We start from the raw sequence: 26,567 nt of genomic DNA, 5'->3' as shown, positions 1-26,567 counted from the left end.
TAGGAAATGGAAGTAGCCGCTAAGTTGTCGGGCGCTCGAATCTCCGCCCAGAAAGCCCGCTTGGTCGCCGACCAGATTCGCGGGAAGAAGGTGGGCGAAGCGCTCAACTTGTTGGCTTTCAGCAGTAAGAAAGCCGCCGAGATCATGAAGAAAGTGCTGGAGTCGGCCGTAGCCAACGCCGAGCATAACGAAGGCGCAGACGTTGATGACCTTAAGGTCAGCACCGTTTTCGTCAACGAAGGGCGTTCGCTGAAGCGCATCATGCCACGTGCCAAAGGCCGTGCTGATCGCATCGTCAAGCGGTCTTGCCATATCACTGTCAAGGTTGCTGACAAGTAACGGAGTCGAAGAGATGGGTCAGAAAGTACATCCCATTGGCATTCGCCTGGGAATCGTCAAGGAGCACACCTCCGTCTGGTACGCAGACGGTCGGACTTATGCGGACTATTTGTTCGCTGATCTGAAGGTGCGTGAGTATCTCCAAGACAAACTAAAAAGCGCGTCCGTAAGCCGTATCGATATCCATCGTCCGGCGCAAACTGCACGTATCACCATCCACACCGCTCGTCCAGGTATCGTTATCGGGAAGAAAGGTGAAGATGTTGAGAAACTGCGTCAGGACCTGACCAAGCAAATGGGTGTGCCTGTGCACATCAATATCGAAGAGATCCGTAAGCCGGAGCTCGACGGTATGCTGGTTGCGCAGAGCGTAGCTCAGCAGCTGGAGCGTCGCGTAATGTTCCGTCGCGCTATGAAGCGCGCTGTACAGAACGCCATGCGCATTGGTGCCAAAGGCATCAAAATCCAAGTGAGCGGTCGTCTCGGCGGTGCTGAAATCGCACGTACTGAATGGTATCGCGAAGGTCGTGTGCCACTGCACACCCTGCGTGCCGACATCGACTATGCCAACTACGAAGCTCACACCACTTACGGTGTGATCGGTGTAAAGGTTTGGATCTTCAAAGGCGAAGTAATTGGTGGTCGCCAAGAAGAACTGAAACCACAAGCACCAGCGCCTCGTAAAAAAGCTGCTAAGTAAGGGGTACGCCAAATGTTGCAACCTAAGCGTACGAAGTTCCGCAAGCAGATGACAGGCCACAACCGTGGTCTGGCTCAGCGCGGTAGCAAAGTCAGCTTCGGCGAGTTCGCGCTGAAGTCTGTAGCTCGTGGTCGTCTCACCGCTCGTCAGATCGAATCAGCGCGTCGTGCTCTGACCCGTCACGTTAAACGTGGCGGCAAGATCTGGATCCGTGTATTCCCGGACAAGCCGATCTCCAAAAAGCCTCTCGAGGTTCGGATGGGTAAAGGTAAGGGTAACGTGGAATACTGGGTTGCCCAGATTCAGCCAGGTAAAGTCCTGTATGAAATCGAGGGCGTAACTGAAGAGCTGGCGCGTGAGGCTTTTGCCCTGGCTGCTGCAAAGCTGCCGCTCGCCACCGCCTTTGTTAAACGGACGGTGATGTGATGAAAGCGAATGAACTTCGTGAAAAATCCGCACAGCAGCTGAACGAGCAACTGCTCGGCCTGCTGCGCGACCAGTTCAATCTGCGTATGCAGAAAGCAACTGGCCAGTTGGGGCAGTCTCATCTGCTCTCGCAAGTTAAACGTGACATCGCTCGCGTGAAGACTGTGCTCAACCAGCAGGCAGGTAAGTGATCATGGCTGAAGCCGAAAAAACTGTCCGTACGCTGACTGGCCGTGTTGTCAGCGACAAGATGGACAAAACCATCACCGTTCTGATCGAGCGTCGCGTTAAGCACCCGATCTACGGTAAATACGTTAAGCGTTCGACTAAGCTGCACGCGCACGACGAAACCAATCAGTGCCACATCGGCGACAAAGTCACTATTCGTGAAACTCGTCCGATGGCCAAGACCAAGTCTTGGGCGCTGGTTGATGTTCTCGAACGCGCTGTGGAAGTCTAAGGACTAGGGGTCGGAGAAATTATATGATTCAGACTCAATCCATGCTCGATGTGGCCGATAACAGCGGCGCACGCCGCGTTATGTGCATCAAGGTGCTGGGTGGCTCCCATCGTCGTTACGCTGGTATCGGTGACATCATCAAAGTTACCGTGAAGGAAGCAATTCCTCGCGGTAAAGTGAAAAAAGGCCAAGTGATGACTGCTGTTGTAGTCCGCACTCGTCACGGCGTACGTCGTGCTGATGGCTCCATTATCCGCTTTGATGGCAACGCTGCTGTTCTTCTGAACAACAAGCAAGAGCCGATCGGCACCCGTATCTTTGGGCCAGTGACCCGTGAACTTCGTACTGAGAAGTTCATGAAGATCGTCTCGCTCGCCCCAGAAGTGCTGTAAGGAGATCCGACATGCAAAAGATTCGTCGTGACGACGAGATCATCGTGATCGCCGGCAAAGACAAAGGTAAGCGCGGTAAGGTGCTGAAGGTTCTTGCTGACAACCGTCTGGTTGTTGGTGGTCTGAACCTGGTCAAGCGTCATACCAAGCCTAACCCGATGTCGGGCGTACAAGGCGGTATCGTCGAGAAAGAAGCGCCACTGCACGCTTCTAACGTAGCCATCTTCAATGGCGAAACCAACAAGGCTGACCGCGTTGGTTTCAAAGTAGAAGAAGGTAAGAAAATTCGTGTCTTCAAGTCGACCCAAAAAGCGGTTGATGCTTGAACACTGCTAGGTAGAAGACCATGGCACGACTAAAAGAGATTTACCGGAAGGAAATCGCTCCGAAACTTAAGGAAGAACTTAAGCTTTCGAACGTGATGGAAGTTCCGCGCGTTACCAAAATCACCCTGAACATGGGTCTGGGCGAAGCGATCGGCGACAAAAAAGTCATCGAGCACGCTGTTGCTGACCTGGAAAAGATCACCGGCCAAAAAGTCGTTGTGACCTACGCTCGTAAATCCATCGCTGGCTTTAAAGTCCGTGAAGGATGGCCGATCGGCGTCAAGGTGACTCTGCGCCGTGAGCGTATGTACGAGTTCCTGGATCGTCTGCTGTCGATCTCCCTGCCTCGGGTTCGCGACTTCCGCGGCCTGAATGCCAAGTCCTTCGATGGTCGTGGTAACTACAGCATGGGCGTGAAAGAGCAGATCATTTTCCCGGAAATCGACTACGACAAGATCGATGCTCTCCGCGGTCTGGACATTACCCTGACCACCACTGCCAAGAACGATGATGAAGGCCGCGCTCTGCTGCGTGCTTTCAAATTCCCGTTCCGCAACTGATTGGAGTAGGAAAATGGCCAAGAAGAGCATGAAAAACCGTGAGCTGAAGCGTCAGCTCACCGTTGCCAAGTACGCCACCAAGCGTGCAGCGCTGAAAGCTATCATCGTCGATCTGAACGCAAGTCCAGAAGCGCGTTGGGAAGCTACAGTAGCTCTGCAGAAGCAACCACGTGACGCAAGCGCTGCGCGCATGCGTAACCGTTGCCGCCTGACTGGTCGTCCGCACGGCGTTTACCGCAAGTTCGGCCTTGGCCGTAACAAACTGCGTGAAGCGGCAATGCGTGGTGACGTACCAGGTCTGGTTAAAGCCAGCTGGTAATTGCTGTCAAAGCTTCGATGCTCGGGTTCGCAAGAACCTGACCATCGGTGGCCTTGAACTTGAATCAAGCCCCTTTTGGGGCTTGATTCATTTCTGGGGTGTGTCTAGAATACCCGGCTCGCCTGAGCCCGTGTTTTTACTGCCCGGAAGTTCTCGGCGACAAGTAGTAGCCGCAAGGCTAATTTTTTTGTATTAGGAGCGTCTAGCCCATGAGTATGCAGGACCCGTTAGCGGACATGCTAACTCGAATCCGTAATGCCCAGATGGCTGAAAAGGCCGTTGTAAGCATGCCGTCTTCCACGTTGAAGGTGGCTGTAGCAAAAGTCCTGAAGGACGAAGGTTACATCGCGGATTTTCAGATCACCACCGAAGCTAAACCTTCGTTGTCCATCTCGCTGAAGTACTTCGAAGGCCGTCCGGTTATCGAAGAAGTGAAGCGCGTTAGTCGTCCAGGCTTGCGTCAGTACAAGTCCGTTGAAGATCTGCCGAAAGTTCGTGGCGGTCTTGGCGTGTCTATCGTCTCCACCAACAAAGGTGTGATGACGGATCGTGCTGCGCGCGCTGCCGGTGTCGGCGGCGAAGTTCTTTGCACTGTGTTCTAAGGGGGGATAAGCATGTCTCGCGTCGCTAAGAACCCCGTTAAGCTGCCAGCCGGTGTCGAAGTAAAATTCGCAGGCCAACAGCTTTCGGTGAAGGGTGCCAAGGGCACTCTTGAACTGAACATCCATTCGTCCGTTGAGATCGTTGAAGAAGCTGGTGAGCTGCGTTTCGCTGCTCGCAATGGCGATCAACAAACTCGCGCAATGGCCGGTACCACGCGTGCGTTGGTAAACAACATGGTCCAAGGCGTAAGCCAAGGCTTCGAGCGCAAGCTCCAGCTGGTCGGTGTTGGTTACAAAGCGCAAGCAAAAGGCACGGTTTTGAACCTGGCCCTTGGCTTCTCGCACCCAGTGGATTACGAACTGCCGGAAGGCATCACCGCTGAGACTCCTAGCCAGACCGATATCCTGATCAAGGGCATCGATAAGCAACTGGTAGGTCAAGTGGCTGCTGAGATCCGCGACTTCCGTCCACCAGAGCCGTACAAAGGCAAAGGTGTGCGCTACGCGGACGAAGTCGTCCGTCGTAAAGAAGCCAAGAAGAAGTAGGGCATAGCAAATGACCGACAAAAAAGTTACTCGACTGCGTCGCGCTCGCAAAGCACGCCTGAAAATGCACGAACTAGAAGTCGTGCGTCTCTGCGTGTTCCGCTCGTCGCAGCACATTTACGCCCAGGTCATCTCGGCCGACGGCAACAAAGTCCTGGCAAGCGCCTCGACTTTGGATAAAGAACTGCGTGATGGCGCCACTGGCAACATCGACGCGGCCACAAAGGTTGGCCAGCTGGTCGCTACGCGTGCTAAGGCCGCTGGCGTCTCGCAAGTGGCTTTCGACCGCTCTGGCTTCAAGTACCACGGCCGCGTGAAAGCGCTGGCTGATGCTGCTCGTGAAGCTGGGCTGGAGTTCTAAGTTATGTCAAATAACGACCAAAAGCGCGACGAAGGCTACATTGAGAAGCTGGTTCAAGTTAACCGCGTAGCCAAAACCGTTAAAGGCGGCCGTATCTTCACTTTCACCGCGTTGACCGTGGTTGGTGATGGTAAAGGGCGCGTTGGCTTCGGCCGTGGCAAGTCACGTGAAGTGCCTGCTGCGATCCAGAAGGCAATGGAAGCTGCTCGCCGCAACATGATCCAAGTTGACCTGAACGGCACCACTCTGCAGTACGCAATGAAGTCCGCTCATGGCGCTTCGAAGGTGTACATGCAGCCTGCTTCTGAAGGTACCGGTATCATCGCTGGCGGCGCTATGCGTGCTGTCCTCGAAGTTGCTGGCGTTCAGAACGTTCTGGCCAAGTGCTACGGCTCGACTAACCCGGTAAACGTGGTTCACGCCACTTTCAAAGGTTTGAAAGCTATGCAATCTCCTGAATCCATTGCCGCCAAGCGTGGCAAAAGCGTCAAGGAGATCTTCTGATCATGGCTACCGTTAAAGTAACGCTGATCAAAAGCATGACCGGCCGCATCCCTAACCACAAACTGTGTGTTAAGGGTCTGGGTCTGCGTCGCATCGGTCACACTGTAGAAGTCCAGGATACTCCCGAGAATCGCGGGATGATCAACAAGGCTTACTACATGCTGCGTGTCGAGGGTTAATCGATGAAACTCAATGATCTGAGTCCAGCGCCGGGTTCCCGTCGCGAAAAGCATCGTCCGGGCCGTGGTATCGGTAGCGGTTTGGGTAAGACTGGTGGCCGTGGCCACAAAGGTCAAACCTCCCGCTCCGGTGGCACCATTGCTCCAGGCTTTGAAGGCGGTCAACAGCCGCTGCATCGTCGTCTGCCGAAGTTCGGTTTCGTTTCCCTGAAGGCCATGGACCGCGCAGAAGTGCGTCTGTCCGAGCTGGCTAAAGTGGAAGGCGACATCGTTACCGTGCAGTCCCTGAAAGATGCCAACGTGATCAACGTCAACGTACAGCGTGTGAAAATCATGCTGTCCGGTGAAGTGACTCGCGCTGTCACTATCGGCAAGGGAATCGGCGCCACCAAAGGTGCGCGTTCGGCTATCGAAGCAGCTGGCGGCAAGTTCGAGGAATAAATGGCTAAGCAAGGTGCTCTCTCTGCGCTCGGCAAAGGCGGTATGTCTGAACTTTGGGCTCGTCTGCGTTTTCTGTTCCTGGCGATTATCGTCTACCGAATAGGCGCACACATCCCGGTTCCAGGTATCAACCCGGACCGACTCGCAGACCTGTTTCGACAGAATGAGGGGACCATTCTTAGCTTGTTCAACATGTTTTCCGGCGGCGCGCTGGAACGGATGAGCATCTTTGCACTGGGGATCATGCCGTACATTTCGGCATCGATCATCATGCAACTGATGACCGCCGTCAGCCCGCAGCTGGAGCAGTTGAAGAAGGAAGGTGAAGCTGGCCGTCGCAAGATTAGCCAGTACACCCGCTACGGCACTGTCATCCTCGCTCTTGTTCAGGCTATTGGCATGTCCATTGGTCTGGCGGGGCAGGGTGTTGCGTTCAATGGTGACTTTGGCTTCCATTTCGTCGCGGTATCCACGTTTGTGGCTGGTGCGATGTTCATGATGTGGCTGGGTGAGCAGATTACTGAGCGCGGTGTAGGTAACGGTATCTCGATGTTGATTTTTTCGGGTATCGTCGCCGGTCTTCCGAGAGCAATCGGGCAGTCTTTCGAGTCTGCACGTCAGGGCGATATCAATATCTTCGCTTTGGTTGCCATCGGTTTGCTGGCAGTAGCGATTATCGGTTTCGTGGTGTTCATTGAGCGTGGTCAGCGTCGTATTGCTGTTCACTACGCCAAGCGTCAGCAGGGCCGCAAGGTCTTCGCTGCGCAGACTAGCCACTTGCCGCTGAAGGTGAACATGGCCGGTGTTATTCCGGCTATTTTCGCGAGCAGCATTTTGCTGTTCCCGGCTTCGTTGGGTGCCTGGTTTGGTCAGTCTGAAGGTATGGGCTGGTTGCAGGACATCTCGCAGTCGATCGCTCCTGGTCAGCCGTTGAATATTCTGCTGTTTAGTGCAGGGATTATTTTCTTCTGCTTCTTCTATACGGCGTTGATGTTCAATCCGAAAGACGTAGCGGAAAACCTGAAGAAGTCCGGTGCCTTTATTCCGGGCATCCGTCCAGGTGAGCAGTCTGCGCGCTACATTGATGGCGTTCTGACTCGCTTGACCATGTTCGGTGCTCTTTACATGACGGCCGTGTGTCTGTTGCCCCAGTTCCTGGTGGTTGCAGCAAACGTACCGTTCTACCTTGGCGGGACCTCGTTGCTGATCGTCGTCGTGGTTGTGATGGACTTCATGTCCCAAGTACAATCGCACCTCGTTTCGCACCAGTACGAATCCCTGATGAAGAAAGCCAACCTGAAGGGCTACGGCAGCGGCATGTTGCGCTGAGTACCCATAAGGTTCGAGGAGTTGGTGATGAAAGTTCGTGCATCGGTGAAAAAGCTGTGCCGTAACTGCAAGATTATTCGCCGCGAAGGTGTTGTTCGAGTAATTTGCAGCGCGGAACCGCGTCACAAACAGCGCCAAGGCTGAGTGTGATCCGCTTGAAGCCCGGCAGCTAGTGCGCTGCCGGGTTGATTATTTGTTATTACAGCGATATTATCTCGCGCCCTATTTCTTGGCTTCCGGGGCGTAGGTAGCTGTCAATTGGAGTCCCACTGAATGGCCCGTATTGCAGGCGTTAACATTCCAGATAACAAGCACACTGTTATCTCGCTGACCTACATCTATGGTGTTGGTCGCACTACTGCGCAGAAAATTTGCGCAGAGACTGGGGTAAACCCAGCCGCAAAGATCAAAGATCTGAGCGACGAGCAGATTGAACAGTTGCGTGGCGAAGTGGCGAAGTTCACCACTGAAGGTGACCTGCGTCGCGAAATCAACATGAAAATCAAGCGTTTGATGGACCTCGGTTGCTACCGCGGTCTGCGTCATCGTCGTGGTCTTCCAGTGCGCGGTCAGCGTACCAAGACTAACGCGCGTACCCGTAAAGGTCCGCGTAAGCCGATCCGCAAGTAATCGCCCACGCGAATCGACAGGAAATTAATCATGGCAAAACCTGCTGCTCGTCCTCGTAAAAAAGTTAAAAAGACAGTGGTTGATGGCATCGCCCACATCCATGCATCTTTTAACAACACCATCGTGACCATCACCGACCGTCAAGGTAACGCGCTTTCTTGGGCTACCTCCGGTGGTTCGGGTTTCCGCGGTTCCCGCAAGTCCACTCCGTTTGCTGCTCAAGTAGCTGCTGAACGTGCTGGTCAAGCTGCGCTGGAATATGGCCTGAAAAACCTCGACGTAAACGTCAAAGGTCCAGGTCCAGGTCGTGAGTCTGCTGTCCGTGCTTTGAACGGCTGTGGCTATAAGATCGCCAGCATCACCGACGTGACGCCAATCCCGCACAACGGGTGCCGTCCGCCGAAGAAGCGCCGCGTGTAATCCAGGAGATTGTAAAGAATGGCTCGTTACATTGGTCCAAAATGCAAACTCGCTCGTCGCGAAGGCACCGATCTCTTCCTGAAGAGCGGCGTGCGCGCGATCGAATCGAAGTGCAACATTGAAGCAGCACCTGGTATCCACGGCCAACGCCGCGGTCGCCAGTCCGATTACGGCACCCAACTGCGTGAAAAGCAGAAGGTCCGTCGTATCTACGGCGTTCTCGAGCGTCAGTTCAGCGGCTACTACAAAGAAGCTGCTGGCAAGAAAGGTGCAACCGGTGAAAACCTGCTGCAACTGCTCGAATGCCGTCTGGACAACGTTGTATACCGTATGGGCTTTGGTTCGACTCGTGCCGAATCCCGTCAGCTGGTATCGCACAAGTCGATCAGCGTTAACGGTCAGACCGTAAACGTTCCGTCGTACCAGGTTCGTGCTGGCGACGTGGTTGCTGTTCGCGAGAAAGCAAAAAACCAACTTCGCATTGTCCAAGCTCTCGATCTGTGTGCCCAACGTGGCCGCGTAGAATGGGTAGAAGTAGACACTGAGAAGAAGTCGGGCGTTTTCAAGAACGTTCCTGCTCGCAGTGATCTGTCCGCCGACATCAACGAAAGCCTGATTGTCGAGCTCTACTCCAAGTAAGGGCTAGAAAATAGGTGCATCCATGCAGATTTCGGTAAATGAGTTCCTGACACCCCGCCACATTGATGTGCAGGTTGTCAGTCCAACCCGCGCCAAGATCACTCTCGAGCCTCTCGAGCGTGGTTTTGGCCACACCCTGGGCAACGCGCTGCGACGCATCCTGTTGTCCTCAATGCCCGGCTGCGCAGTAGTCGAGGCCGAGATTGACGGTGTACTCCATGAGTACAGCGCCATCGAAGGTGTACAGGAAGACGTAATTGAAATCCTGTTGAACCTTAAAGGTCTGGCTATCAAGCTGCACGGTCGTGACGAAGTTACGCTGACCTTGTCGAAGAAGGGTTCGGGGGTGGTTACCGCTGCCGATATTCAGCTGGATCATGATGTCGAGATCGTTAATCCCGATCACGTAATCGCTAACCTGGCGTCTAACGGCGCCCTGAACATGAAGCTCACCGTAGCTCGTGGTCGTGGTTATGAACCAGCAGACTCGCGTCAGAGCGATGAAGACGAAAGCCGCAGCATCGGTCGCTTGCAGCTTGACTCTTCGTTCAGCCCGGTTCGCCGTATCGCATACGTGGTGGAAAACGCCCGTGTCGAGCAGCGCACTAACCTGGACAAGCTGGTTATTGATCTGGAAACCAACGGTACTCTGGATCCTGAAGAGGCAATTCGCCGCGCTGCAACCATTCTGCAACAGCAGTTGGCTGCGTTCGTCGACCTCAAAGGTGACAGTGAGCCAGTGGTTGTCGAGCAGGAAGACGAGATCGATCCGATCCTGCTTCGCCCGGTTGACGATCTGGAACTGACTGTACGTTCGGCTAACTGCCTTAAGGCGGAAAACATCTACTACATCGGTGACCTGATTCAGCGTACCGAAGTAGAGCTGTTGAAGACTCCGAACCTTGGCAAGAAATCCTTGACTGAAATCAAGGACGTTCTAGCCTCCCGCGGTCTGTCCCTCGGCATGCGCCTCGACAACTGGCCGCCTGCAAGTCTTAAGAAGGACGACAAGGCGACTGCCTGATCGTCGTAATCACCGAACGTAGTGTTTGGTAAGGAATGAACCATGCGTCATCGTAAAAGTGGTCGTCACCTGAGCCGCACCAGCTCGCACCGCAAGGCCATGTTTCAAAACATGGCGGTGTCGCTGTTCGAGCACGAGCTGATCAAAACTACTCTGCCAAAAGCCAAAGAACTGCGTCGCGTTGCTGAGCCGCTGATCACTCTGGCCAAGACAGACAGCCTGGCTAACCGCCGTCTGGCTTTCGACCGTACTCGCTCGAAAGCTATCGTTGGTAAGCTCTTCAACGACCTGGGCAAGCGTTACGCTACCCGTGAGGGTGGCTACCTGCGCATCCTCAAGTGCGGTTTCCGCACTGGCGACAACGCGCCTATGGCGTACGTCGAGTTGGTTGATCGTGCTACCGGCGGTGAAGCTGTATCCGCTGAGTAAGACGTCAGTCTGAAACGAAGAACCGGGCCTAGTGCCCGGTTTTTTGTGCCTGCAAGAAATGCGTCGCCCATACAAGCTTTGTTCATGCATCGTTCTGCACTCTATGTCTGTGGTTTGATCGTTAGTAATTTTCTATTGATGTCCGCAAGTTAATGAATTTGTGGGTGTCGCATTGATGATCAATACTGCCCACTAAGCCGATTAGCCGGCAGTTCAAAGACTGACAGAGGAAGAAGATCGCATGAGCCAAAACAAGACGCTTACGACCGCCAGTGGCGCGCCTGTCGCTGATAACCAGAATTCCCGTTCCGCCGGTCCACGTGGCCCGCTGCTCCTCGACGATTTTCATCTGCTCGAGAAGCTTGCCCACTTCAACCGTGAAAACATTCCAGAGCGCCGTGTACACGCCAAAGGCTCGGGCGCTTACGGTACTTTCACCGTTACCAATGACATCTCTCAGTACACCAGCGCCAAACTGTTTTCGGCTGTTGGCAAACAGACTCCCACCTTCCTGCGCTTTTCTACCGTAGGCGGCGAGCGTGGTTCGGCTGATACCGAGCGCGATCCACGCGGCTTTGCGCTGAAGTTCTACACCGAAGAAGGCAACTGGGACATCGTTGGCAACAACACGCCAGTATTCTTCATTCGTGACCCGCTTAAATTCCCGGATTTCATCCACACGCAAAAACGTCTGCCGCAAAGCAACCTGAAAAGTGCGCAGATGATGTGGGACTTCTGGTCGCACTCGCCCGAAGCGCTGCACCAGGTCACGATTCTGTTCTCTGATCGCGGCATTCCTGACGGCTACCGCCATATGCACGGCTTCGGCAGTCACACCTACAGCCTGATCAGCGCGCAAGGCGAGCGTCATTGGGTCAAGTGGCACTACAAGACCAAACAGGGGATCAAGAATCTCGCACCCGCAGATGCTGCACGCATCGCAGGCACTGACCCGGATTACGCCCAGCGCGATCTGTTCGAAGCCATTGAGCGCGGCGATTTCCCGAAATGGCGTGTATGCATTCAGATCATGACTGAGGCTCAAGCCGCGGCGCATTACGAAAACCCATTCGACGTAACCAAAACCTGGTCGCAGAAGGAATTCCCGCTGATCGAAGTTGGTGAGCTGGAGCTCAATCGCAATCCGCTCAACTACTTCGCGGAAGTCGAGCAAGCCGCATTCGGCCCAAGCAATATGGTGCCAGGTGTTGGCCTGTCGCCGGACCGGATGCTGCAAGGTCGCGTATTCGCTTACGCGGATGCTCATCGCTACCGCATTGGCACCAATCACCAGCAATTGCCGGTGAACGCGCCGCGCAGCCCGGTCAACACTTACCAGCGCGATGGTTCCATGGCGTTTGGCAGTAATGGTGGCGCCGCACCCAACTACGAGCCGAACAGCTACATCGAATCGCCGAAACAAGCTCCGCACTACGCTGAGCCGGCATTGGCCTTGAGCGGCAACGCTGATCGCTACGACCACCGCGAAGACACCGATTACTACAGCCACGCCGGTGCGCTGTTCCGTCTGATGAACGACGAGCAGAAAGCGTTACTGGTGAGCAACATCGCCGGAGCAATGTCGGGTGTATCGAGTGATGTAGTCGACCGCCAGTTGCAGCATTTCTACAAAGCCGATGCGGCGTATGGAGAAGCAATCGCAAAGCTGCTCAACGTACAGCTTAACGAAGTCTAAACGAGAAGCAGAACCGCCCTCATTTGGGCGGTTTTTGCGTTATTTAGGCCTCTTTTCTCGGAATATCTTCGCTTTTATTGCGCTTGGAGAGTGACCTTGCAGTCAGCTTGGTTCAAACTACAGACTTTCAAGCAGGGAGATGTAGGGCGATGCAAGGCCACCCAGACGTTATCGATTACCTCAACACGTTGCTGACCGGCGAACTGGCCGCGCGTGACCAATATTTCGTTCATTCGCGGATGTATGAGGACTGGGGTTTCACCAAGCTCTATGAACGAATCAACCACGAGATGGAAGAAGAGGCGCAGCACGCTGACGCCCTGATGCGCCGGATCCTGATGCTCGAAGGCACCCCGCGCATGCGTCCGGATGATCTTGATGTCGGCACCACGGTGCCGGAGATGCTGGAAACGGACCTGCGCCTCGAATACAAAGTTCGCGCCGCGCTGTGCAAAGGCATCGAGCTATGCGAGCTGCACAAAGATTACGTCAGCCGCGAGATCCTGCGGGTTCAGCTGAACGATACCGAAGAAGATCACACCTACTGGCTGGAAAAGCAGTTGGGCCTGATCAAGTTGATCGGTCTGCAGAACTACCTGCAATCCCACGCGTCCTGATTGCTACAGATGTAAAAAAGCCCCGGCCACTGATGAAGTGACCGGGGCTTTTTCATGTTCGGCGATCAGTCGCGATCGCGGATCAGCAGCGGCTTGAGATAGAAACCAGTGTGAGACTGCTTCATCTCGGCCACTTCTTCCGGCGTACCGACCGCAATGATCTGTCCACCCTTGGAGCCACCCTCAGGACCAAGATCTACCAACCAGTCGGCAGTCTTGATCACGTCAAGGTTGTGCTCGATCACCACCACTGTGTTGCCGTGGTCGCGCAGACGATGCAGAACATCGAGCAGTTGCTGAATGTCCGCGAAGTGCAGACCGGTAGTCGGCTCATCGAGGATGTACAGCGTCTTGCCGGTATCGCGCTTGGACAGCTCGCGAGACAACTTGACCCGCTGCGCCTCGCCACCGGACAGCGTCGTCGCCGACTGCCCCAGCTTGATGTACGACAAACCTACATCCATCAGCGTTTGCAGCTTGCGCGCCAGTGCCGGCACCGCATCGAAGAACTCCCGCGCTTCCTCGATCGTCATCTCGAGGGTTTCGTGGATGTTCTTGCCCTTGTACTTGATCTCAAGGGTTTCGCGGTTGTAGCGCTTGCTCTTGCACACGTCGCACGGCACGTAGATGTCCGGCAGGAAGTGCATCTCCACCTTGATCAGACCGTCGCCCTGGCAAGCCTCGCAGCGACCGCCCTTGACGTTGAACGAGAAACGCCCTGGACCGTAACCGCGTGAACGTGACTCGGGCACACCAGCAAACAGCTCACGAATAGGCGTGAACAAACCGGTATAGGTCGCCGGGTTGGAGCGCGGCGTCCGGCCGATCGGGCTCTGGTCGATGTCGACGACCTTGTCCAGATGTTCAAGACCTTTGATGCTGTCATGCGCTGCCGCTTCGAGCGTGGTCGCGCCATTGAGAGCCGTGGCGCTAAGCGGGAACAACGTGTTGTTGATCAGCGTCGATTTGCCCGAGCCGGACACGCCGGTTACGCAGGTCAGCAAACCAATCGGAATTTCCAGATCGACATTGCGCAGGTTGTTGCCTCGTGCGCCTTTGAGCGACAGCGTCAGCTTCTTGTTGCGCGGCGTGCGCTTGGCTGGCACGGCGATCTTGACCCGGCCTGACAGATATTTACCCGTCAGGGAGTCCGGATGCGCCATGACTTCGGCCGGCGTACCTTCCGCCACAATCCGTCCGCCGTGCACACCGGCACCCGGGCCGATATCCACCACGTAGTCGGCGAGGCGAATCGCGTCCTCGTCGTGCTCGACCACGATCACGGTGTTGCCTATATCGCGCAGGTGCTTGAGGGTGCCGAGCAGACGGTCGTTATCGCGTTGGTGCAGACCAATCGACGGCTCGTCGAGGATGTACAAAACCCCGACCAGACCCGCGCCGATCTGGCTGGCCAAGCGAATCCGCTGCGCTTCACCACCCGACAGCGTGTCGGCACTGCGATCCAGCGACAGATAGTCGAGACCGACGTTAACCAGAAATTGCAGGCGCTCGCGGATTTCCTTGAGAATCTTGTCGGCGATTTCGCCCCGGCGACCAGTCAATTTCAGCTCGCCGAAATACACGCAGGCATCGCCGATGGGCAGGTTGGTCACCGCTGGCAGCGTCTTCTCGCCGACCCAGACGTGCCGCGCCTCGCGACGCAGGCGAGTGCCACGGCAATCCGGACAGGCCTGATGGCTGAGGAACTTGGCCAGTTCTTCGCGCACGCTCGCCGACTCGGTTTCGCGGTAACGACGTTCCAGATTCGGCACGATGCCTTCGAACGGGTGCGAGCGTTTAACAATGTCGCCGCGGTCGTTGAGGTATTTGAAGTCCACGTTCTGCGAACCGCTGCCGTGCAGGATGAACTTCTGCTGATCGGCGGGCAGTTCATTGAACGGTTTTTCCAGGCTGAAGCCGTAGTGCGAGGCCAGCGAGCCAAGCATCTGGAAGTAATACACGTTGCGCCGATCCCAACCGCGAATCGCGCCCTCGGCCAGCGTCAGATCACCGTTGACCAGACGCTTGATGTCGAAGAACTGTTTAACCCCCAGACCATCGCAAGTCGGGCAGGCGCCGGCCGGGTTGTTGAAAGAAAACAGCTTGGGTTCCAGCTCGCTGATCGCATGGCCGCAGATCGGGCAGGCGAAGCGCGCGGAGAAGATCATCTCTTCGCCCTGCTCGTCGTCCATCGGTGCCACGAGGGCGATGCCATCCGCCAGTTTCAGGGCGGTCTCGAAGGATTCAGCCAGACGCTGCTGCAGGTCGGCGCGGACCTTGAAGCGGTCGACGATCACATCAATCGAATGCTTCTTCTGTTTATCCAGCTTCGGCAGTTCGTCGAGCTCGCAGATGCGACCGTTTACCCGGGCACGGACGAAGCCTTGAGCGCGCAGTTCTTCGAACACTGAAAGGTGCTCGCCTTTGCGCTCGCGGATCACCGGCGCCAGCAGCATCAGTTTGCTGCCTTCAGGCTGGGCCAGCACCAGGTCGACCATCTGGCTGACGGTCTGGGCTTCCAGCGGAATGTCGTGATCCGGGCAGCGCGGCGTACCGACGCGTGCGTAAAGCAGGCGCAAGTAGTCGTAGATTTCGGTGATGGTGCCGACTGTGGAGCGCGGGTTGTGCGAGGTCGATTTCTGCTCGATGGAGATTGCCGGCGACAGGCCTTCAATGGTGTCGACGTCAGGTTTTTCCATCATCGACAGAAACTGCCGGGCATAGGCCGACAGCGATTCGACATAGCGGCGCTGACCTTCGGCGTAAAGCGTGTCAAAGGCCAGGGACGACTTGCCGGATCCGGACAGGCCGGTGATGACGATCAGTTTGTCCCGTGGCAGGGTCAGGTCGATGTTCTTCAGGTTGTGGGTACGGGCCCCACGTATCAGGATCTTGTCCAAAGTGGCCTCGCTCGGCGGGCGTCGAAAACGTAGGAGTATACGGGCAAATACTGGATGGATGCACACTATCAAACAAGCAGTGAATTGCCACACATGAAGAGTGTTTCATCTGCACGCGGCAAAGCGTCGCGATATACCCTGTCTTTCGATGGGACTGGTAGAATCGCCGCCGGTTCACACGAGGTTTTTCCATGCACGATCCCCACAGCGAACGCATGAGTGGCAGCGAGACCCGCGCAGCGAGCGGTCTGGCCTTGGTGTTCGCCTTCCGTATGCTGGGCATGTTCATGGTGTTGCCGGTACTGGCGACCTATGGCATGGATCTGGCGGGAGCGACCCCGGCCCTGATCGGGCTGGCGATTGGCGCTTACGGCTTGACCCAGGCACTTTTCCAGATTCCGTTCGGGGTCATTTCCGACCGTATCGGCCGGCGACCGGTTATCTATCTTGGTTTGATCGTCTTCGCCCTCGGCAGCGTGCTTGCCTCGCAGGCCGATTCGATCTGGGGCGTGATCGCCGGCCGCATTCTGCAAGGCGCCGGCGCGATTTCCGCTGCGGTGATGGCGCTGCTTTCCGACCTGACCCGCGAACAACACCGCACCAAAGCGATGGCGATGATCGGCATGACCATCGGCCTGTCGTTCGCGGTGGCCATGGTGGTCGGGCCGTTGCTGACCCGTGCGTTCGGTCTGTCCGGACTGTTCCTCGCCACCGGCGCTATGGCGCTGATCGGGATCGTGATCGTGATGTTCATGGTGCCGAAATCCACCGGGCCGTTGCAGCATCGTGAGTCCGGTGTAGCGCGTCAGGCGTTGCTGCCGACGCTCAAGCATCCGGATCTGCTGCGCCTCGATCTGGGCATCTTTGTGTTACATGCGATGTTGATGTCGAGCTTCGTCGCGCTGCCGCTGGCACTGGTGGAAAAGGCCGGCCTGCCCAAGGAGCAGCACTGGTGGGTCTACTTGACCGCGCTGCTGATTTCGTTCTTTGCCATGATCCCGTTCATCATCTATGGCGAGAAGCGACGCAAAATGAAACGAGTTTTGCTCGGCGCCGTCATGACGTTGATGCTCACTGAGCTATTCTTCTGGCAGTTCGGCGACAGCTTGCGGGCTCTGGTGATCGGGACGGTGGTGTTCTTTACCGCGTTCAATCTGCTGGAAGCTTCACTGCCGTCGCTGATCAGCAAGGTTTCACCGGCGGGTGGCAAAGGCACGGCGATGGGCGTGTACTCCACCAGTCAGTTCCTCGGTTCGGCACTCGGCGGGATACTCGGCGGCTGGATGTTTCAGCATGGCGGTCTGTCGGTTGTGTTCCTCGGATGTGCCGGGCTGGCTGCACTTTGGCTGGCCTTTGCTGTTACCATGCGCGAACCTCCCTACGTGACAAGCCTGCGTTTGCCGTTGTCGCCTGAAGCGATTCGCGAAGCTGGTCTGGTCGAGCGCCTCAAGGCCCTTGTAGGGGTAACAGATGCAGTGATCGTTGCGGAAGAAGCGGCGATTTACATCAAATTGGACACCGAACTATTGGATCGCACCACTCTCGAACGCCTGGTGAACAACCCGGCGCAGAATGCGTGCGAAGCCTAGGAGAACGTTATGGCCCGTGGGGTTAACAAAGTCATATTGGTCGGCACGTGCGGCCAGGATCCCGAAGTACGCTACCTGCCCAACGGTAACGCCGTGACCAACCTGAGTCTGGCGACCAGCGAGCAGTGGACCGACAAGCAGACTGGCCAGAAAGTCGAAAAGACCGAATGGCACCGCGTGTCGATGTTCGGCAAGGTTGCAGAAATCGCTGGCGAATACCTGCGTAAAGGCTCGCAGGTTTACATCGAAGGCAAACTGCAGACCCGCGAGTGGGAAAAAGACGGCATCAAGCGTTACACCACCGAAATCGTGGTCGACATGCAAGGTACCATGCAACTGCTGGGTGGCCGTCCACAACAGGGCGAGCAACAAGGCGGCGGCAACAACTATCAGCAGTCCGCTCCAGCGCCACGCCAGCAGGCTCCACGCCCGCAGCAGTCGGCACCGCAGCAGCGTCAGGCTCCGGCTCCACAGCAAGCCGCACCGCAGCCAGCTCCGGATTTCGACAGCTTTGATGACGATATCCCGTTCTGACCCTGAACAGGTTTGAACCCGAAACCCCCGCATTGCGGGGGTTTCGTCGTTTTGAGAGTGTTGAAAGGGTATTGATGACCATAAGCTGACTGGCGGGTGTCGGCGATCAGCTCGATATATTTTCACCAGGAGTCTTGCTGGCCGCAGCGCGCCGCTCCATGATCCGTCCGGCACTTTCGATTGCAAGATCCGGTTTCCCGCCCCAGGCAACCTGATCAATCACAAAAACAAGAGAGACCGATGAGCAGTAGCAAGAACAAGGAAATCGAGTATTTACGCGGTGTGGCGATCCTGATGACGGTGCTGGCACACAGCGCGTTGTTATTGCCGTTCCATTCAGCCTTCTTTGAAAAGCTGTTCAACGTGTACTCCCCATGGTCGGGCGTGGATCTGTTTTTCTGCATTTCAGGTTTCGTCGTCAGCAAGGCCTACCTCGACTACTTCGACAAGAACCGTGAGCAGAACCGCTTCGGCCTCGCTGCAACGTCGTTCTGGATCAGGCGCGCTTATCGTCTGCTGCCAACCGCATGGCTGTGGGTGCTGATCCCGCTGGCGTTCTCGATTGTCTTCAATCAGTCGAATGCCTTTCAGTCGTGGTTCGACAACTTGCGCAGCTTCACTGCCGTCGCGACGTTCACCGGTAATCTGGCGAATCAGTACGGCGTACTGCTGGGGCCGAATTCGGTCTACTGGAGCCTGGCGCTGGAGGAGCAGTTCTACTTCATCTTCCCGCTGTTTCTGCTGCTGATTACCTCGACGCGCTGGCGCGTGATCACTTTGCTCGCGTTGATTGCCGTGCAATTTCCGCTGAATCGTGACGCGTTTGGCGCGGCTCCGGCGGGCATGCTCTTTTCGTTCCGCCTCGATGCGATGATGTGGGGCATTCTGCTGTGTCTGTTCACTCGCACAGCGTTGTACAAAGAGATCGAACCGGTTGCGCTTGGCGGCAGCCTGGTCAAGCGGCTGGCGGTCACGCTGTTCCTGCTCTACATGCTGGGGGCGATCGCTGGTCAGTTGATTGCGACACCGATTGCGGTCGGGCTGCTGGCGATCACGGCGTTGATCCTGGTCTGGCTTTCCAGTTATCAGAAGGGCTACATCTACTGCCCGGCGATCCTCAGCGGAATCGCTCAATGGTTCGGCTCACGCTCCTACGCCCTGTACGTGATCCACATGTTTGCGTACCACTTGAGCACCGAAATCTGGAGTCGTGTGGCCAGTGAGAGAGGCGTGGCGCTGGGCGCGGAGTTTACCGTCGAACTGCTGCTGACCTCGTTTGCGATCATGGTGGTGTGCAGTGAATTGAACTACCGGTTCGTTGAAACCCCGTTGCGCCGCCGCGGTGCTGAGATTTCCCGCAGACGCATGGCCCGGATCGGGGCGTCCGAGGTGGTCAAGCAAAAGCATTCAGCAGAAACGCCAGCCCGCTCGACCGAACTGTCGTAATCGGCGAAAGCCATAAAACCCGCAACGTCAGCACGCTGCGGGTTTTTTCATGGCTGCAGATCAGTGTTCCGGGTTCATTGGCGGGTGGCGAGAAATTCGTCGGTCGATACTACGCTGGCGTAGGCAAAGCCCAGCGCCGCCATGAATGCGGCGTGGACATGCGCTGCCGGCACGGTCACACCGTTGAACTCCAGGTCACGAGTGGCGCAGGCATCGTGAATAACGGTGACGGTGTAGCCCAGATCTGCCGCCGCCCGGGTAATACCGTCGACGCACATGTGACTCATACTGCCGACCACCACCAGCGCCTTGATGCCTTGCTCGTCGAGGATCGATTGCAGTTCGGTTTCGCGGAACGAGTTGACGAAGTGCTTGAGCACAACTGGCTCGTCATCGCGGTTGAGCACTTTGCGATGCAGCTTGGCGCCCTCGGAGCCAGCGATGAAAAAAGGTGCATCAGGCGAGGTGAATTCGTGGCGGATGTGCACTACCGAATCGCCAGCCTCGCGGAACGCGCCGATCAGTCGCGCGGCGTTGTCGGCGGCGGCATCGGCGCCTTCCAGCGTCCATTTGCCTTGGGGGAAGTAGTCATTCTGGATATCGACTACGATGAGCGCTTGCTTGGCCATGGGTGTGTCCTCGAATTGTTGTGCGGGTGTGGATCAAGTATTGGCCCCGGCCGGGGTTTCGAGGATTGGCCGCACCGACAATAGACAGGGGAAAACTGACAATGGCCGTAGAAACTCCCGTTGCCGAACTCGGCGTGCTGATCTATCCCGGTGCGCAGATGGCGGCGGTGCATGGCTTGAGCGATTTGTTTGCGGTGGCCAATCAGGTCGCTGCCGAGCATCAGGCGGCGCAGTTGCCGCTATTGCGGGTCAGCCATTGGCTGGCCGATGGCGACAATGCGCCGAAACGCGTCTATGACAGCCATCCCTGCGCGGAAACAGGCTTGGTAGCGCTGTTGATTCCTCCGTCAATCGCCGGGTTTCAGGCAGGGCAAGCCTCGCCTGCGCTGATGCAATGGCTGCGCGAGCAACACGCTCGCGGCGCGACCCTCGGCGGTGTGTGCGTCGGCTCGTGGCTGCTGGCCGAAAGCGGTCTGCTCGACGGTCGCAGCGCCACCACCCATTGGACGTCGGCCAAGGCGTTTGCCGAGCAATACCCGAAGATCAAACTCAAGGCTGACACACCGATTGTCGATGACGGCGACCTGATCACCACCGCCGGGCTGATGGCCTGGTCGGAGCTGGGCTTGCGCCTGGTCGACCGTCTGCTCGGACCGAGCATCGCCAGCGGCACCGCGCGCTTTCTGGTCATCGAGCACAGCGACAGCGCGAGTGCCTGCGGCAGCAACTTCGCGCCGATCCTCAGTCACGGCGATGCCGCTATTCTCAAGGTTCAGCACTGGCTGCAAAGCACGGGTGCGACCGATGTGTCACTGACGGCGATGGCCGAACGGGCAGGGCTGGAAGAACGCACGTTCCTGCGTCGGTTCCGCGCGGCGAGCGGTTTGAAGCCCACTGAATACTGCCAGCACTTGCGGGTCGGCAAGGCGCGGGAAATGCTCGAGTTCACCAATGGCACCATCGATCACATTGCGTGGACAGTGGGTTATCAGGATCCGGGAGCATTTCGCGCGATATTCAAGAAAATCACCGGGCTGGCGCCGAGTGATTATCGCAGTCGATTCGGGGTAACTCCGCCGGCCGTCGTAGCCCGATGAGCTGCAACACCGCCAATTGTGTGAGCCGCATGCCGCTGATCACGGTCTACAGTTGCTAAGGGCAACATTACTCATTCGATCACAGGGGGACGCATGACCCCGACACCGCACAGAAAACTGGTCGTCGCGCATTCGGTGCGCCCCGGCGCGCCACAGCACGAAGTGCAGACCAACAAGGCCCTGGCCCGCTGGCTGGCGCAGATTCTCGGGTTCAAGTTCGGCGGCAGCTACGATGCGCAAAAGCATCGTGGGCGCGATTTGTATCTACTTCCCACGCAAACCCTGGTCGGCGCTGCCGCCGCGCAAGAACTGGGCGTGAAAGGTCCGGACGATCTGTGGGGCGGTTTTGTCGAGCATGATTTCATCTGCACCAAAGCCATCAGCCACGGTTTGCGCAGCCCTCAGGCGCATGCGCCGCAAGGCTGGTCGCCGCTGTTTTCCGAGCGGGTGCGCGATGTGGTGCTTGATGGCTTGAGCGTGTTCGCGCTGGAAGATGCACGTCCCGCTGCCGAGCATCTGTTGTCTAGCGGGCCGATCCGTATCAAACCGATCCACGCTTGTGCCGGTCGCGGTCAGGAAGTTATCAACAGCCTCGACACTTTCGACCAAGTGCTCGCCCGTGCCGATGCCGAGCAACTGTTCGCCGACGGCGTGGTACTTGAACAGGATCTGAGTCAGGTCATCACCCACAGCGTCGGCCAGACCTTCATCGCCGATAAGGTGCTGAGTTACTGCGGTGACCAATATCTGACCAAAGACGCGCATGATGAGGACGTCTACGGCGGCTCGAACCTGCTGGTAGTGCAGGGGGGTTACGATGCTTTACTGGCGCTGGACCTGAGCGACGATGTGCGACTGGCCATTGAGCAGGCGCGAATATTCGACGCGGCAGCGGATGAAGCCTATCCGCGCTTCTATGCCTCGCGGCGCAACTACGACATCGCCCAAGGGCTGGACAGCAACGGCAAGCAGCGCAGCGGCGTACTTGAACAATCCTGGCGCATGGGCGGCGCGAGTAGTGCTGAAGTGGCGGCGCTGCAAAGCTTCGTCAATGACCCATCGATGCGTGCGATCCGCGTCTCTTCGGTGGAAACCTACATCGATCAGGCATTGCCGGCGGACGCCATCGAGGTCTATCGCGGCCCGGCGGAAAACAGCGATTTTCTTCTCAAATACGTAACGGTCAAATCCTATGACGGCTAGAAGCGAAAGCATTCAAATCGACATTGATGATGAACAGATGAGCGGAACGTTCCTCAGCCCCAAATCGAAAGTGCCGGGCGTGTTGTTTGTGCACGGCTGGGGCGGCAGTCAGGAACGCGACCTGGAGCGGGCCAAAGGCATCGCGGGGCTGGGTTGTGTGTGCCTGACCTTCGACTTGCGCGGGCACACTGGCGGTACTGGAATTCCACTGAGTCGAGTGTCTCGGGACGACAATTTGCGCGATCTGCTGGCGGCCTATGACCGGCTGCTTTCGCATCCGGCGCTCGATACCTCGGCGATTGCGGTCGTGGGTACCAGCTACGGCGGCTATCTGGCGGCAATCCTGACCTCATTGCGCCCGGTGCGCTGGCTGGCGCTGCGAGTGCCGGCGCTGTATCGCGACGAGCAATGGCACACGCCCAAGCGCGAGCTGGACAAAGCTGATCTGCGCGATTATCGCGGCACGCTGGTACGTGCCGACAGCAATCGCGCCTTGCACGCCTGCGCGAATTTCACCGGGGATGTGTTGCTGGTGGAGTCGGAAACCGATGATTACGTGCCGCACGCGACAATCATGAGCTACCGCGCGGCGTGTCAGCAGACCCATTCGCTGACGCACCGAATTATCGACGGTGCCGATCATGCGTTGAGCGAGCCGACCTCGCAGCAGGCCTACACCTCGATCCTGGTCGACTGGATCACCGAGATGGTGGTCGGGGAGCGCTTGAGTATTATCCAGTCCTGATGCTAATGCCTCGGCTTCTTCTCAATCCGCAACGACTTGGCCTTGGCCTCAACCAGCAGATACATCACCAGCGTAATCAACAACGGCAACAGAAAATAAATCGCCCGATACGCGAGCAGTCCCGCCACCAGGCTTCCGCGCGAAGCCTCGTGTTGCAGGAGCGCCACAAACACCGCTTCCAGCACTCCGAGCCCCGCAGGGATATGCGTGATGACCCCGGCAATCGCGCTGATCAACAGCACCCCGAGCACCATCGGATAGTCCAGTTTGCTCGGCAGCAAGGTGAAGATCACCGCCGCCATCAACGACCAGTTCAGCGCGCCGAGCAGCAGTTGCAAGACCGCCATGCGCAACGACGGCAGATTGATTTCCACCCCGCGAATCGACCACTCGCGACGGCGGGAAAACTGACACGCGGCGAGGTATCCGGCGCTCACCAGCAGCAACAACACACCAATACCCTGCAACGCAGTGCTGCTGACTTTCCAGCCCGGCGGCATGGTGACCAGTCCGCTGCTGAACACCACGCCGGCGATGGTCATGTAGCCAAACCAATTGGTCGCCAGGCTCAAGCCGAGGATCTTGGCGATGTTGCCCTTGCTCACGCCAAGTCGAGAATACAGCCGATAACGCATGGCGATGCCGCCGACCCAGGCGCTCAGATTGAGGTTGAATGCGTAGCTGATCACGCCCACCGGCAGGATCTGTTTCCAGGTCAGATCCTGCCGAATATAGGTGCGGCCGATCAGGTCGAAACTGGCGTACACCAGAAAGCTCACCAGCGTCAGGCTGGAAGCGATGATCAGCGTGCGCACCTTGAAGTCGGCCAGCGTTTGCAAGACTTCGGTCCATTCGATGCGCATGGCGAATGTGGTCAACAGCGCAATCAGCGCCAGAAAAAACACGATGGTCAGCGGACGTTTCCAGCGACTCCAGCGCGACTTGGTCGCGGCAGCCGAATGCGTCCCAACGGAAGCTTCTGATTGGCTCATTTATCAACACTCCCGGCGACATGCACAAAGGGCGTGAGCCTTGGCTTGTGCGCCGGCAACCAACCGGCCATTGCCGGAAAAACCCGCAGGAAGTGGAACACCAGAAAGCCCACGGTCAAGTGCCAGATGCGACCGCGCGGCAGCTCGTCTGCGTCCATGGCCTTGCAGTGATTGTTGCTCAAGTCTTCGAGGCGCTCGAACAAGTGCTGATTGAACCCACGGTCGCGAATCAGCACGTTGGCTTCAAGGTTGAGCGACAGGCTCAGCGGGTCAAGATTGCTCGAGCCGACGGTGCTCCAGTCGTCGTCCACCAGCGCGACCTTGCCGTGCAGTGGCCGCTCGCAATACTCGTGAATCTGCACCCCGGCCTTGAGCAGATAGTCGTAGGTCATGCGCGCGGCAAGTTTGGCCACCAGCATGTCCGGCTCGCCCTGCAGAATCAACCGGACCTCGACACCGCGACGGGCGGCGTTGCGGATTTCTCGCAGCAAGCGATAACCGGGAAAGAAATAAGCGTTGGCGATCACCACGCGCCGCTGGGCTGTGCGTAACACTTGCATGTACACATCTTCAATGTCGGTGGTGTGCTGATCGTTGTCGCGGAATACCAGGCGAATCTGGCCGTCATGATCACTCGACGCCATGTCTGCGCGACGCTGGCGCCGGCGTTGCCACCAGAACCGTGCGCGGCCCGGACGACCACTTTGCAGCAATGCGAAGTGATGGATGTCGGCCACCGCCGGCCCCTGAATTTCCACCGAGTAATCCTGCTTCGCCTCAGGGCCGAAATCGGCCAGGTGATCGCCGGAAAAATTGATCCCGCCAATAAACGCCAACGTGCCGTCGACCACCACAATCTTGCGGTGCAGACGCCGGAACCAATTGGTGCGAATCCCCAGTCGTTTTGGCGCCGGATCGAACATCTGCAGATGCACGCCGGCATCGCTCAACGCCGTCAGATAAGCGCTGGTCAATTCGCCGCAACCGAAGCCGTCGAGGCTCACCGTAGTGCGTACGCCGCGCTGCGCAGCGTCGATCAGAATCTGCTGCAACTCGTTGCCGACCTTGTCTTCGAAGACGATGAATGTCTCCAGCAGGATTTCGCTTTTCGCCGCGCGCATCGCTTCGAACACGCGCGGGAAATATTCCTCGCCGTTCTCCAGCAATTCGACACGGTTGTTGCCCTGCCAGCGGTACTCGACATCAACGTTGCCGGGCTGGCGCACGGGCGGAGTGATGGCGATGGTTTCCACGGCGGATTTCTCCAGCGGTGCGCTGCTCATAGTTCGATCTCCACCGATAACGGTGCGTGGTCGGAAAGGTGCGACCAAGGCCGATTGGCCAGGACTTTCGGCTGGCGGGCCTTGAGGTTGCGCACGTAAATTCGGTCGAGGCGCAGCACGGGCAGCCGAGCCGGGAAACTGCGCGCCGGTTTGCCGTGGTGCTCGGCGAACACTTCGCGCAGGCCGCTCGGTTTGAGCACTGCATCGGCGCGCTGGCGCCAGTCATTGAAGTCACCGGCGACGATCACAGGCGCATCGTTCGGCAGTTCGGACAGGCGCTCATTCAATAAGCGAAGCTGCTCGTTGCGATGACTCTCGTGCAGGCCCAGGTGAACGCAGATCGCGTGCAGTTCACGGTCATCGCCCGGCAAGCGCAGCACACAATGCAGCAGGCCACGGTTCTCATGGCCGCTGATCGACACGTCGAGATTGTCGTGACGCACGATCTGGAATTTCGACAGCAGCGCATTGCCGTGATCGCCGTCCTGGTATACGGCGTTGCGCCCGTAAGCGAACTGCGGCCACAGGCTGTCGGCGAGAAACTCGTATTGCGGCATGGTCGGCCAGTTGTTGTAGCGCTTGGGATGGTGCTCGTGGGTGCCGTGCACTTCCTGCAAAAACACCACATCAGCCGACACGCTGCGCACCGCCTCACGCAGTTCCGGCAAGATGAAACGCCGGTTCAGCGCGGTGAAACCTTTGTGGGTGTTGACCGTCAGCACCGTGAAACTGCGCACGGTCGGCGTGACCTCGGTGGTCTCGTCGGTAAACCCGACCGGCTCGGAAATGCTCATGCCAGCACTCCTTCGGCAGCGGGTTCGCCGGGGCGCGGTTTGCAGATGTCGCGCAAGCGGCGTACTTGGGTAATGAAACGCGGTGCCTTGACGCTGAACACGAAGTCGGCGGGCGTTTCGGCGTACCACTGGGCATAGCGCTCCGGCCGTTGCAGGGCGTAGAACGAGCCGTTGATTTCGATGCTGTTGACGGCTCGCGAGGCGAATTGCAATTCGCGTTCCTGCGTCAGTCCTTTAGGGTAAAAATCCCCGCGCCACGGGGCGTAGCGCCAGCCTGAAATACCAATGTGAATCGCCGCCATGTCGCCTCCCGTCGAAAGTCCTCGTGTTGCCTGTGTTTGTTGATGACTGTGGCAGGCGGGGGAAAGTTTCGGTGAGGCTATGGACGGTCGAAGATCAAAAGCCCCTCACCCTAA

At 57.3% G+C, this 26,567-nt stretch carries 35 protein-coding genes and 1 pseudogene; 30 read left to right on the top strand and 6 right to left on the bottom strand.

Translation table 11 applies throughout. The features are described 5' to 3' along the window. Window positions 1–6 precede the first annotated feature (6 nt). From rplV to bfr, 24 genes are all read left to right on the top strand, one after another. On the top strand, window positions 7–339 hold the full coding sequence (gene rplV, locus ACP7EE_RS14975) for a 50S ribosomal protein L22 (RefSeq protein ID WP_003103908.1): 333 nt from the start codon (window positions 7–9) through the stop codon (window positions 337–339). A gap of 13 nt (window positions 340–352) precedes the next feature. Next, window positions 353–1,039: a 30S ribosomal protein S3 gene (gene rpsC, locus ACP7EE_RS14970; RefSeq protein ID WP_003176422.1), complete on the top strand. Its 687-nt coding sequence runs from the start codon at window positions 353–355 to the stop codon at window positions 1,037–1,039. 12 nt (window positions 1,040–1,051) lie between these two features. Beyond that, entirely contained in the window at window positions 1,052–1,465 is a 414-nt protein-coding gene (rplP, locus tag ACP7EE_RS14965) for a 50S ribosomal protein L16 (protein ID WP_003232424.1), read from the top strand. Then, entirely contained in the window at window positions 1,465–1,656 is a 192-nt protein-coding gene (gene rpmC, locus ACP7EE_RS14960) for a 50S ribosomal protein L29 (protein ID WP_002555481.1), read from the top strand. The genes rplP and rpmC overlap by 1 nt, the downstream gene beginning before the upstream one ends. Before the next feature lie 2 nt (window positions 1,657–1,658). Further along, window positions 1,659–1,925: a 30S ribosomal protein S17 gene (rpsQ, locus tag ACP7EE_RS14955; protein WP_003194644.1), complete on the top strand. Its 267-nt coding sequence runs from the start codon at window positions 1,659–1,661 to the stop codon at window positions 1,923–1,925. A gap of 23 nt (window positions 1,926–1,948) precedes the next feature. Continuing rightward, window positions 1,949–2,317, top strand: coding sequence for a 50S ribosomal protein L14 (rplN, locus tag ACP7EE_RS14950; RefSeq protein WP_002555479.1), 369 nt, complete (start codon window positions 1,949–1,951; stop codon window positions 2,315–2,317). A gap of 11 nt (window positions 2,318–2,328) precedes the next feature. Next, window positions 2,329–2,643 (top strand): 50S ribosomal protein L24, encoded by a 315-nt coding sequence (gene rplX, locus ACP7EE_RS14945; protein WP_042561341.1) that lies wholly within the window; start codon window positions 2,329–2,331, stop codon window positions 2,641–2,643. Window positions 2,644–2,663: 20 nt separating this feature from the next. Then, window positions 2,664–3,203: a 50S ribosomal protein L5 gene (rplE, locus tag ACP7EE_RS14940; protein ID WP_003210069.1), complete on the top strand. Its 540-nt coding sequence runs from the start codon at window positions 2,664–2,666 to the stop codon at window positions 3,201–3,203. Window positions 3,204–3,216: 13 nt separating this feature from the next. Continuing rightward, window positions 3,217–3,522 carry a 30S ribosomal protein S14 gene (rpsN, locus tag ACP7EE_RS14935; RefSeq protein ID WP_007918460.1) on the top strand — a complete coding sequence of 102 codons (306 nt, stop codon included), beginning with the start codon at window positions 3,217–3,219 and terminating at the stop codon, window positions 3,520–3,522. A gap of 209 nt (window positions 3,523–3,731) precedes the next feature. After that, window positions 3,732–4,124 carry a 30S ribosomal protein S8 gene (gene rpsH, locus ACP7EE_RS14930; RefSeq protein WP_420648606.1) on the top strand — a complete coding sequence of 131 codons (393 nt, stop codon included), beginning with the start codon at window positions 3,732–3,734 and terminating at the stop codon, window positions 4,122–4,124. Between the two features lie 12 nt (window positions 4,125–4,136). Continuing rightward, the gene (gene rplF / locus ACP7EE_RS14925; protein ID WP_003176412.1) at window positions 4,137–4,670 is read left to right on the top strand and encodes a 50S ribosomal protein L6; all 534 of its coding nucleotides are present in this window, start codon (window positions 4,137–4,139) and stop codon (window positions 4,668–4,670) included. A gap of 10 nt (window positions 4,671–4,680) precedes the next feature. After that, a complete protein-coding gene (rplR, locus tag ACP7EE_RS14920; protein WP_003186037.1) occupies window positions 4,681–5,031 on the top strand; it encodes a 50S ribosomal protein L18 in 351 nt (116 codons plus the stop codon). 3 nt (window positions 5,032–5,034) lie between these two features. Continuing rightward, complete coding sequence (rpsE, locus tag ACP7EE_RS14915) at window positions 5,035–5,535, top strand: 30S ribosomal protein S5 (protein ID WP_003186035.1); 501 nt, start codon at window positions 5,035–5,037, stop codon at window positions 5,533–5,535. Window positions 5,536–5,537: 2 nt separating this feature from the next. Next, window positions 5,538–5,714, top strand: coding sequence for a 50S ribosomal protein L30 (gene rpmD / locus ACP7EE_RS14910; protein WP_003176408.1), 177 nt, complete (start codon window positions 5,538–5,540; stop codon window positions 5,712–5,714). 3 nt (window positions 5,715–5,717) lie between these two features. Next, window positions 5,718–6,155 (top strand): 50S ribosomal protein L15, encoded by a 438-nt coding sequence (rplO, locus tag ACP7EE_RS14905; protein ID WP_042561340.1) that lies wholly within the window; start codon window positions 5,718–5,720, stop codon window positions 6,153–6,155. Continuing rightward, entirely contained in the window at window positions 6,156–7,484 is a 1,329-nt protein-coding gene (secY, locus tag ACP7EE_RS14900) for a preprotein translocase subunit SecY (protein ID WP_092277409.1), read from the top strand. A 27-nt stretch (window positions 7,485–7,511) separates the two neighbouring features. Continuing rightward, window positions 7,512–7,628: a 50S ribosomal protein L36 gene (gene rpmJ / locus ACP7EE_RS14895; RefSeq protein WP_002555468.1), complete on the top strand. Its 117-nt coding sequence runs from the start codon at window positions 7,512–7,514 to the stop codon at window positions 7,626–7,628. A 129-nt stretch (window positions 7,629–7,757) separates the two neighbouring features. Beyond that, window positions 7,758–8,114, top strand: a complete 357-nt coding sequence (gene rpsM / locus ACP7EE_RS14890) for a 30S ribosomal protein S13 (protein WP_009045849.1) — start codon at window positions 7,758–7,760, stop codon at window positions 8,112–8,114. Between the two features lie 30 nt (window positions 8,115–8,144). After that, the gene (gene rpsK, locus ACP7EE_RS14885) at window positions 8,145–8,534 is read left to right on the top strand and encodes a 30S ribosomal protein S11 (RefSeq protein WP_002555466.1); all 390 of its coding nucleotides are present in this window, start codon (window positions 8,145–8,147) and stop codon (window positions 8,532–8,534) included. Window positions 8,535–8,552: 18 nt separating this feature from the next. Then, a complete protein-coding gene (gene rpsD / locus ACP7EE_RS14880) occupies window positions 8,553–9,173 on the top strand; it encodes a 30S ribosomal protein S4 (protein WP_003176404.1) in 621 nt (206 codons plus the stop codon). 22 nt (window positions 9,174–9,195) lie between these two features. Then, window positions 9,196–10,197, top strand: coding sequence for a DNA-directed RNA polymerase subunit alpha (locus ACP7EE_RS14875; protein WP_003186012.1), 1,002 nt, complete (start codon window positions 9,196–9,198; stop codon window positions 10,195–10,197). Between the two features lie 42 nt (window positions 10,198–10,239). Continuing rightward, window positions 10,240–10,626: a 50S ribosomal protein L17 gene (rplQ, locus tag ACP7EE_RS14870; RefSeq protein WP_007943777.1), complete on the top strand. Its 387-nt coding sequence runs from the start codon at window positions 10,240–10,242 to the stop codon at window positions 10,624–10,626. 241 nt (window positions 10,627–10,867) lie between these two features. After that, window positions 10,868–12,322 carry a catalase gene (locus ACP7EE_RS14865; RefSeq protein ID WP_426204792.1) on the top strand — a complete coding sequence of 485 codons (1,455 nt, stop codon included), beginning with the start codon at window positions 10,868–10,870 and terminating at the stop codon, window positions 12,320–12,322. Between the two features lie 149 nt (window positions 12,323–12,471). Continuing rightward, on the top strand, window positions 12,472–12,939 hold the full coding sequence (gene bfr, locus ACP7EE_RS14860; protein WP_420648604.1) for a bacterioferritin: 468 nt from the start codon (window positions 12,472–12,474) through the stop codon (window positions 12,937–12,939). Between the two features lie 65 nt (window positions 12,940–13,004). Here the strand turns inward: bfr and uvrA are convergent, their stop codons facing one another. Then, window positions 13,005–15,839: an excinuclease ABC subunit UvrA gene (uvrA, locus tag ACP7EE_RS14855; protein ID WP_426235041.1), complete on the bottom strand. Its 2,835-nt coding sequence runs from the start codon at window positions 15,837–15,839 to the stop codon at window positions 13,005–13,007. 191 nt (window positions 15,840–16,030) lie between these two features. Between uvrA and ACP7EE_RS14850 the strand changes: the two genes are divergently transcribed. The 3 genes from ACP7EE_RS14850 (at window position 16,031) to ACP7EE_RS14840 (ending at window position 19,408) form a co-directional block, all read left to right on the top strand. Beyond that, complete coding sequence (locus ACP7EE_RS14850; RefSeq protein ID WP_420648602.1) at window positions 16,031–17,428, top strand: MFS transporter; 1,398 nt, start codon at window positions 16,031–16,033, stop codon at window positions 17,426–17,428. Between the two features lie 9 nt (window positions 17,429–17,437). Then, complete coding sequence (locus ACP7EE_RS14845) at window positions 17,438–17,962, top strand: single-stranded DNA-binding protein (protein ID WP_420648601.1); 525 nt, start codon at window positions 17,438–17,440, stop codon at window positions 17,960–17,962. A 240-nt stretch (window positions 17,963–18,202) separates the two neighbouring features. Next, complete coding sequence (locus ACP7EE_RS14840) at window positions 18,203–19,408, top strand: acyltransferase family protein (protein ID WP_426235040.1); 1,206 nt, start codon at window positions 18,203–18,205, stop codon at window positions 19,406–19,408. 74 nt (window positions 19,409–19,482) lie between these two features. Here ACP7EE_RS14840 and ACP7EE_RS14835 read toward each other — a convergent pair whose 3' ends face one another. Further along, the gene (locus ACP7EE_RS14835; RefSeq protein WP_426235039.1) at window positions 19,483–20,037 is read right to left on the bottom strand and encodes a cysteine hydrolase family protein; all 555 of its coding nucleotides are present in this window, start codon (window positions 20,035–20,037) and stop codon (window positions 19,483–19,485) included. A gap of 101 nt (window positions 20,038–20,138) precedes the next feature. Here ACP7EE_RS14835 and ACP7EE_RS14830 point away from each other — a divergent pair, with 101 nt between their 5' ends. From ACP7EE_RS14830 to ACP7EE_RS14820, 3 genes are all read left to right on the top strand, one after another. Further along, window positions 20,139–21,134: a GlxA family transcriptional regulator gene (locus ACP7EE_RS14830; protein ID WP_426235038.1), complete on the top strand. Its 996-nt coding sequence runs from the start codon at window positions 20,139–20,141 to the stop codon at window positions 21,132–21,134. 93 nt (window positions 21,135–21,227) lie between these two features. Beyond that, entirely contained in the window at window positions 21,228–22,337 is a 1,110-nt protein-coding gene (locus ACP7EE_RS14825) for a DUF3182 family protein (RefSeq protein WP_426235037.1), read from the top strand. Further along, window positions 22,327–23,082: an alpha/beta hydrolase family protein gene (locus ACP7EE_RS14820; protein ID WP_426204780.1), complete on the top strand. Its 756-nt coding sequence runs from the start codon at window positions 22,327–22,329 to the stop codon at window positions 23,080–23,082. The genes ACP7EE_RS14825 and ACP7EE_RS14820 overlap by 11 nt, the downstream gene beginning before the upstream one ends. Before the next feature lie 2 nt (window positions 23,083–23,084). Here ACP7EE_RS14820 and ACP7EE_RS14815 read toward each other — a convergent pair whose 3' ends face one another. From ACP7EE_RS14815 to ACP7EE_RS14800, 4 genes and pseudogenes are all read right to left on the bottom strand, one after another. Next, complete coding sequence (locus ACP7EE_RS14815) at window positions 23,085–24,074, bottom strand: lysylphosphatidylglycerol synthase domain-containing protein (RefSeq protein ID WP_426235036.1); 990 nt, start codon at window positions 24,072–24,074, stop codon at window positions 23,085–23,087. After that, on the bottom strand, window positions 24,071–25,357 hold the full coding sequence (clsB, locus tag ACP7EE_RS14810) for a cardiolipin synthase ClsB (RefSeq protein ID WP_426235035.1): 1,287 nt from the start codon (window positions 25,355–25,357) through the stop codon (window positions 24,071–24,073). The genes ACP7EE_RS14815 and clsB overlap by 4 nt, the downstream gene beginning before the upstream one ends. Then, window positions 25,354–26,151, bottom strand: a complete 798-nt coding sequence (locus tag ACP7EE_RS14805; RefSeq protein ID WP_426235034.1) for an endonuclease/exonuclease/phosphatase family protein — start codon at window positions 26,149–26,151, stop codon at window positions 25,354–25,356. The genes clsB and ACP7EE_RS14805 overlap by 4 nt, the downstream gene beginning before the upstream one ends. Window positions 26,152–26,186: 35 nt before the next feature. Next, window positions 26,187–26,453, bottom strand: a pseudogene (locus ACP7EE_RS14800) (DUF72 domain-containing protein); the annotation flags it as partial. Window positions 26,454–26,567: the final 114 nt, after the last annotated feature.

This window comes from Pseudomonas sp. TWP3-2, from assembly GCF_049897765.1.
In the GTDB taxonomy this organism is placed as follows: domain Bacteria; phylum Pseudomonadota; class Gammaproteobacteria; order Pseudomonadales; family Pseudomonadaceae; genus Aquipseudomonas.
Note: the sequence above shows the minus strand (reverse complement) of the source record. Positions and strands in the feature narration are given on the sequence as shown.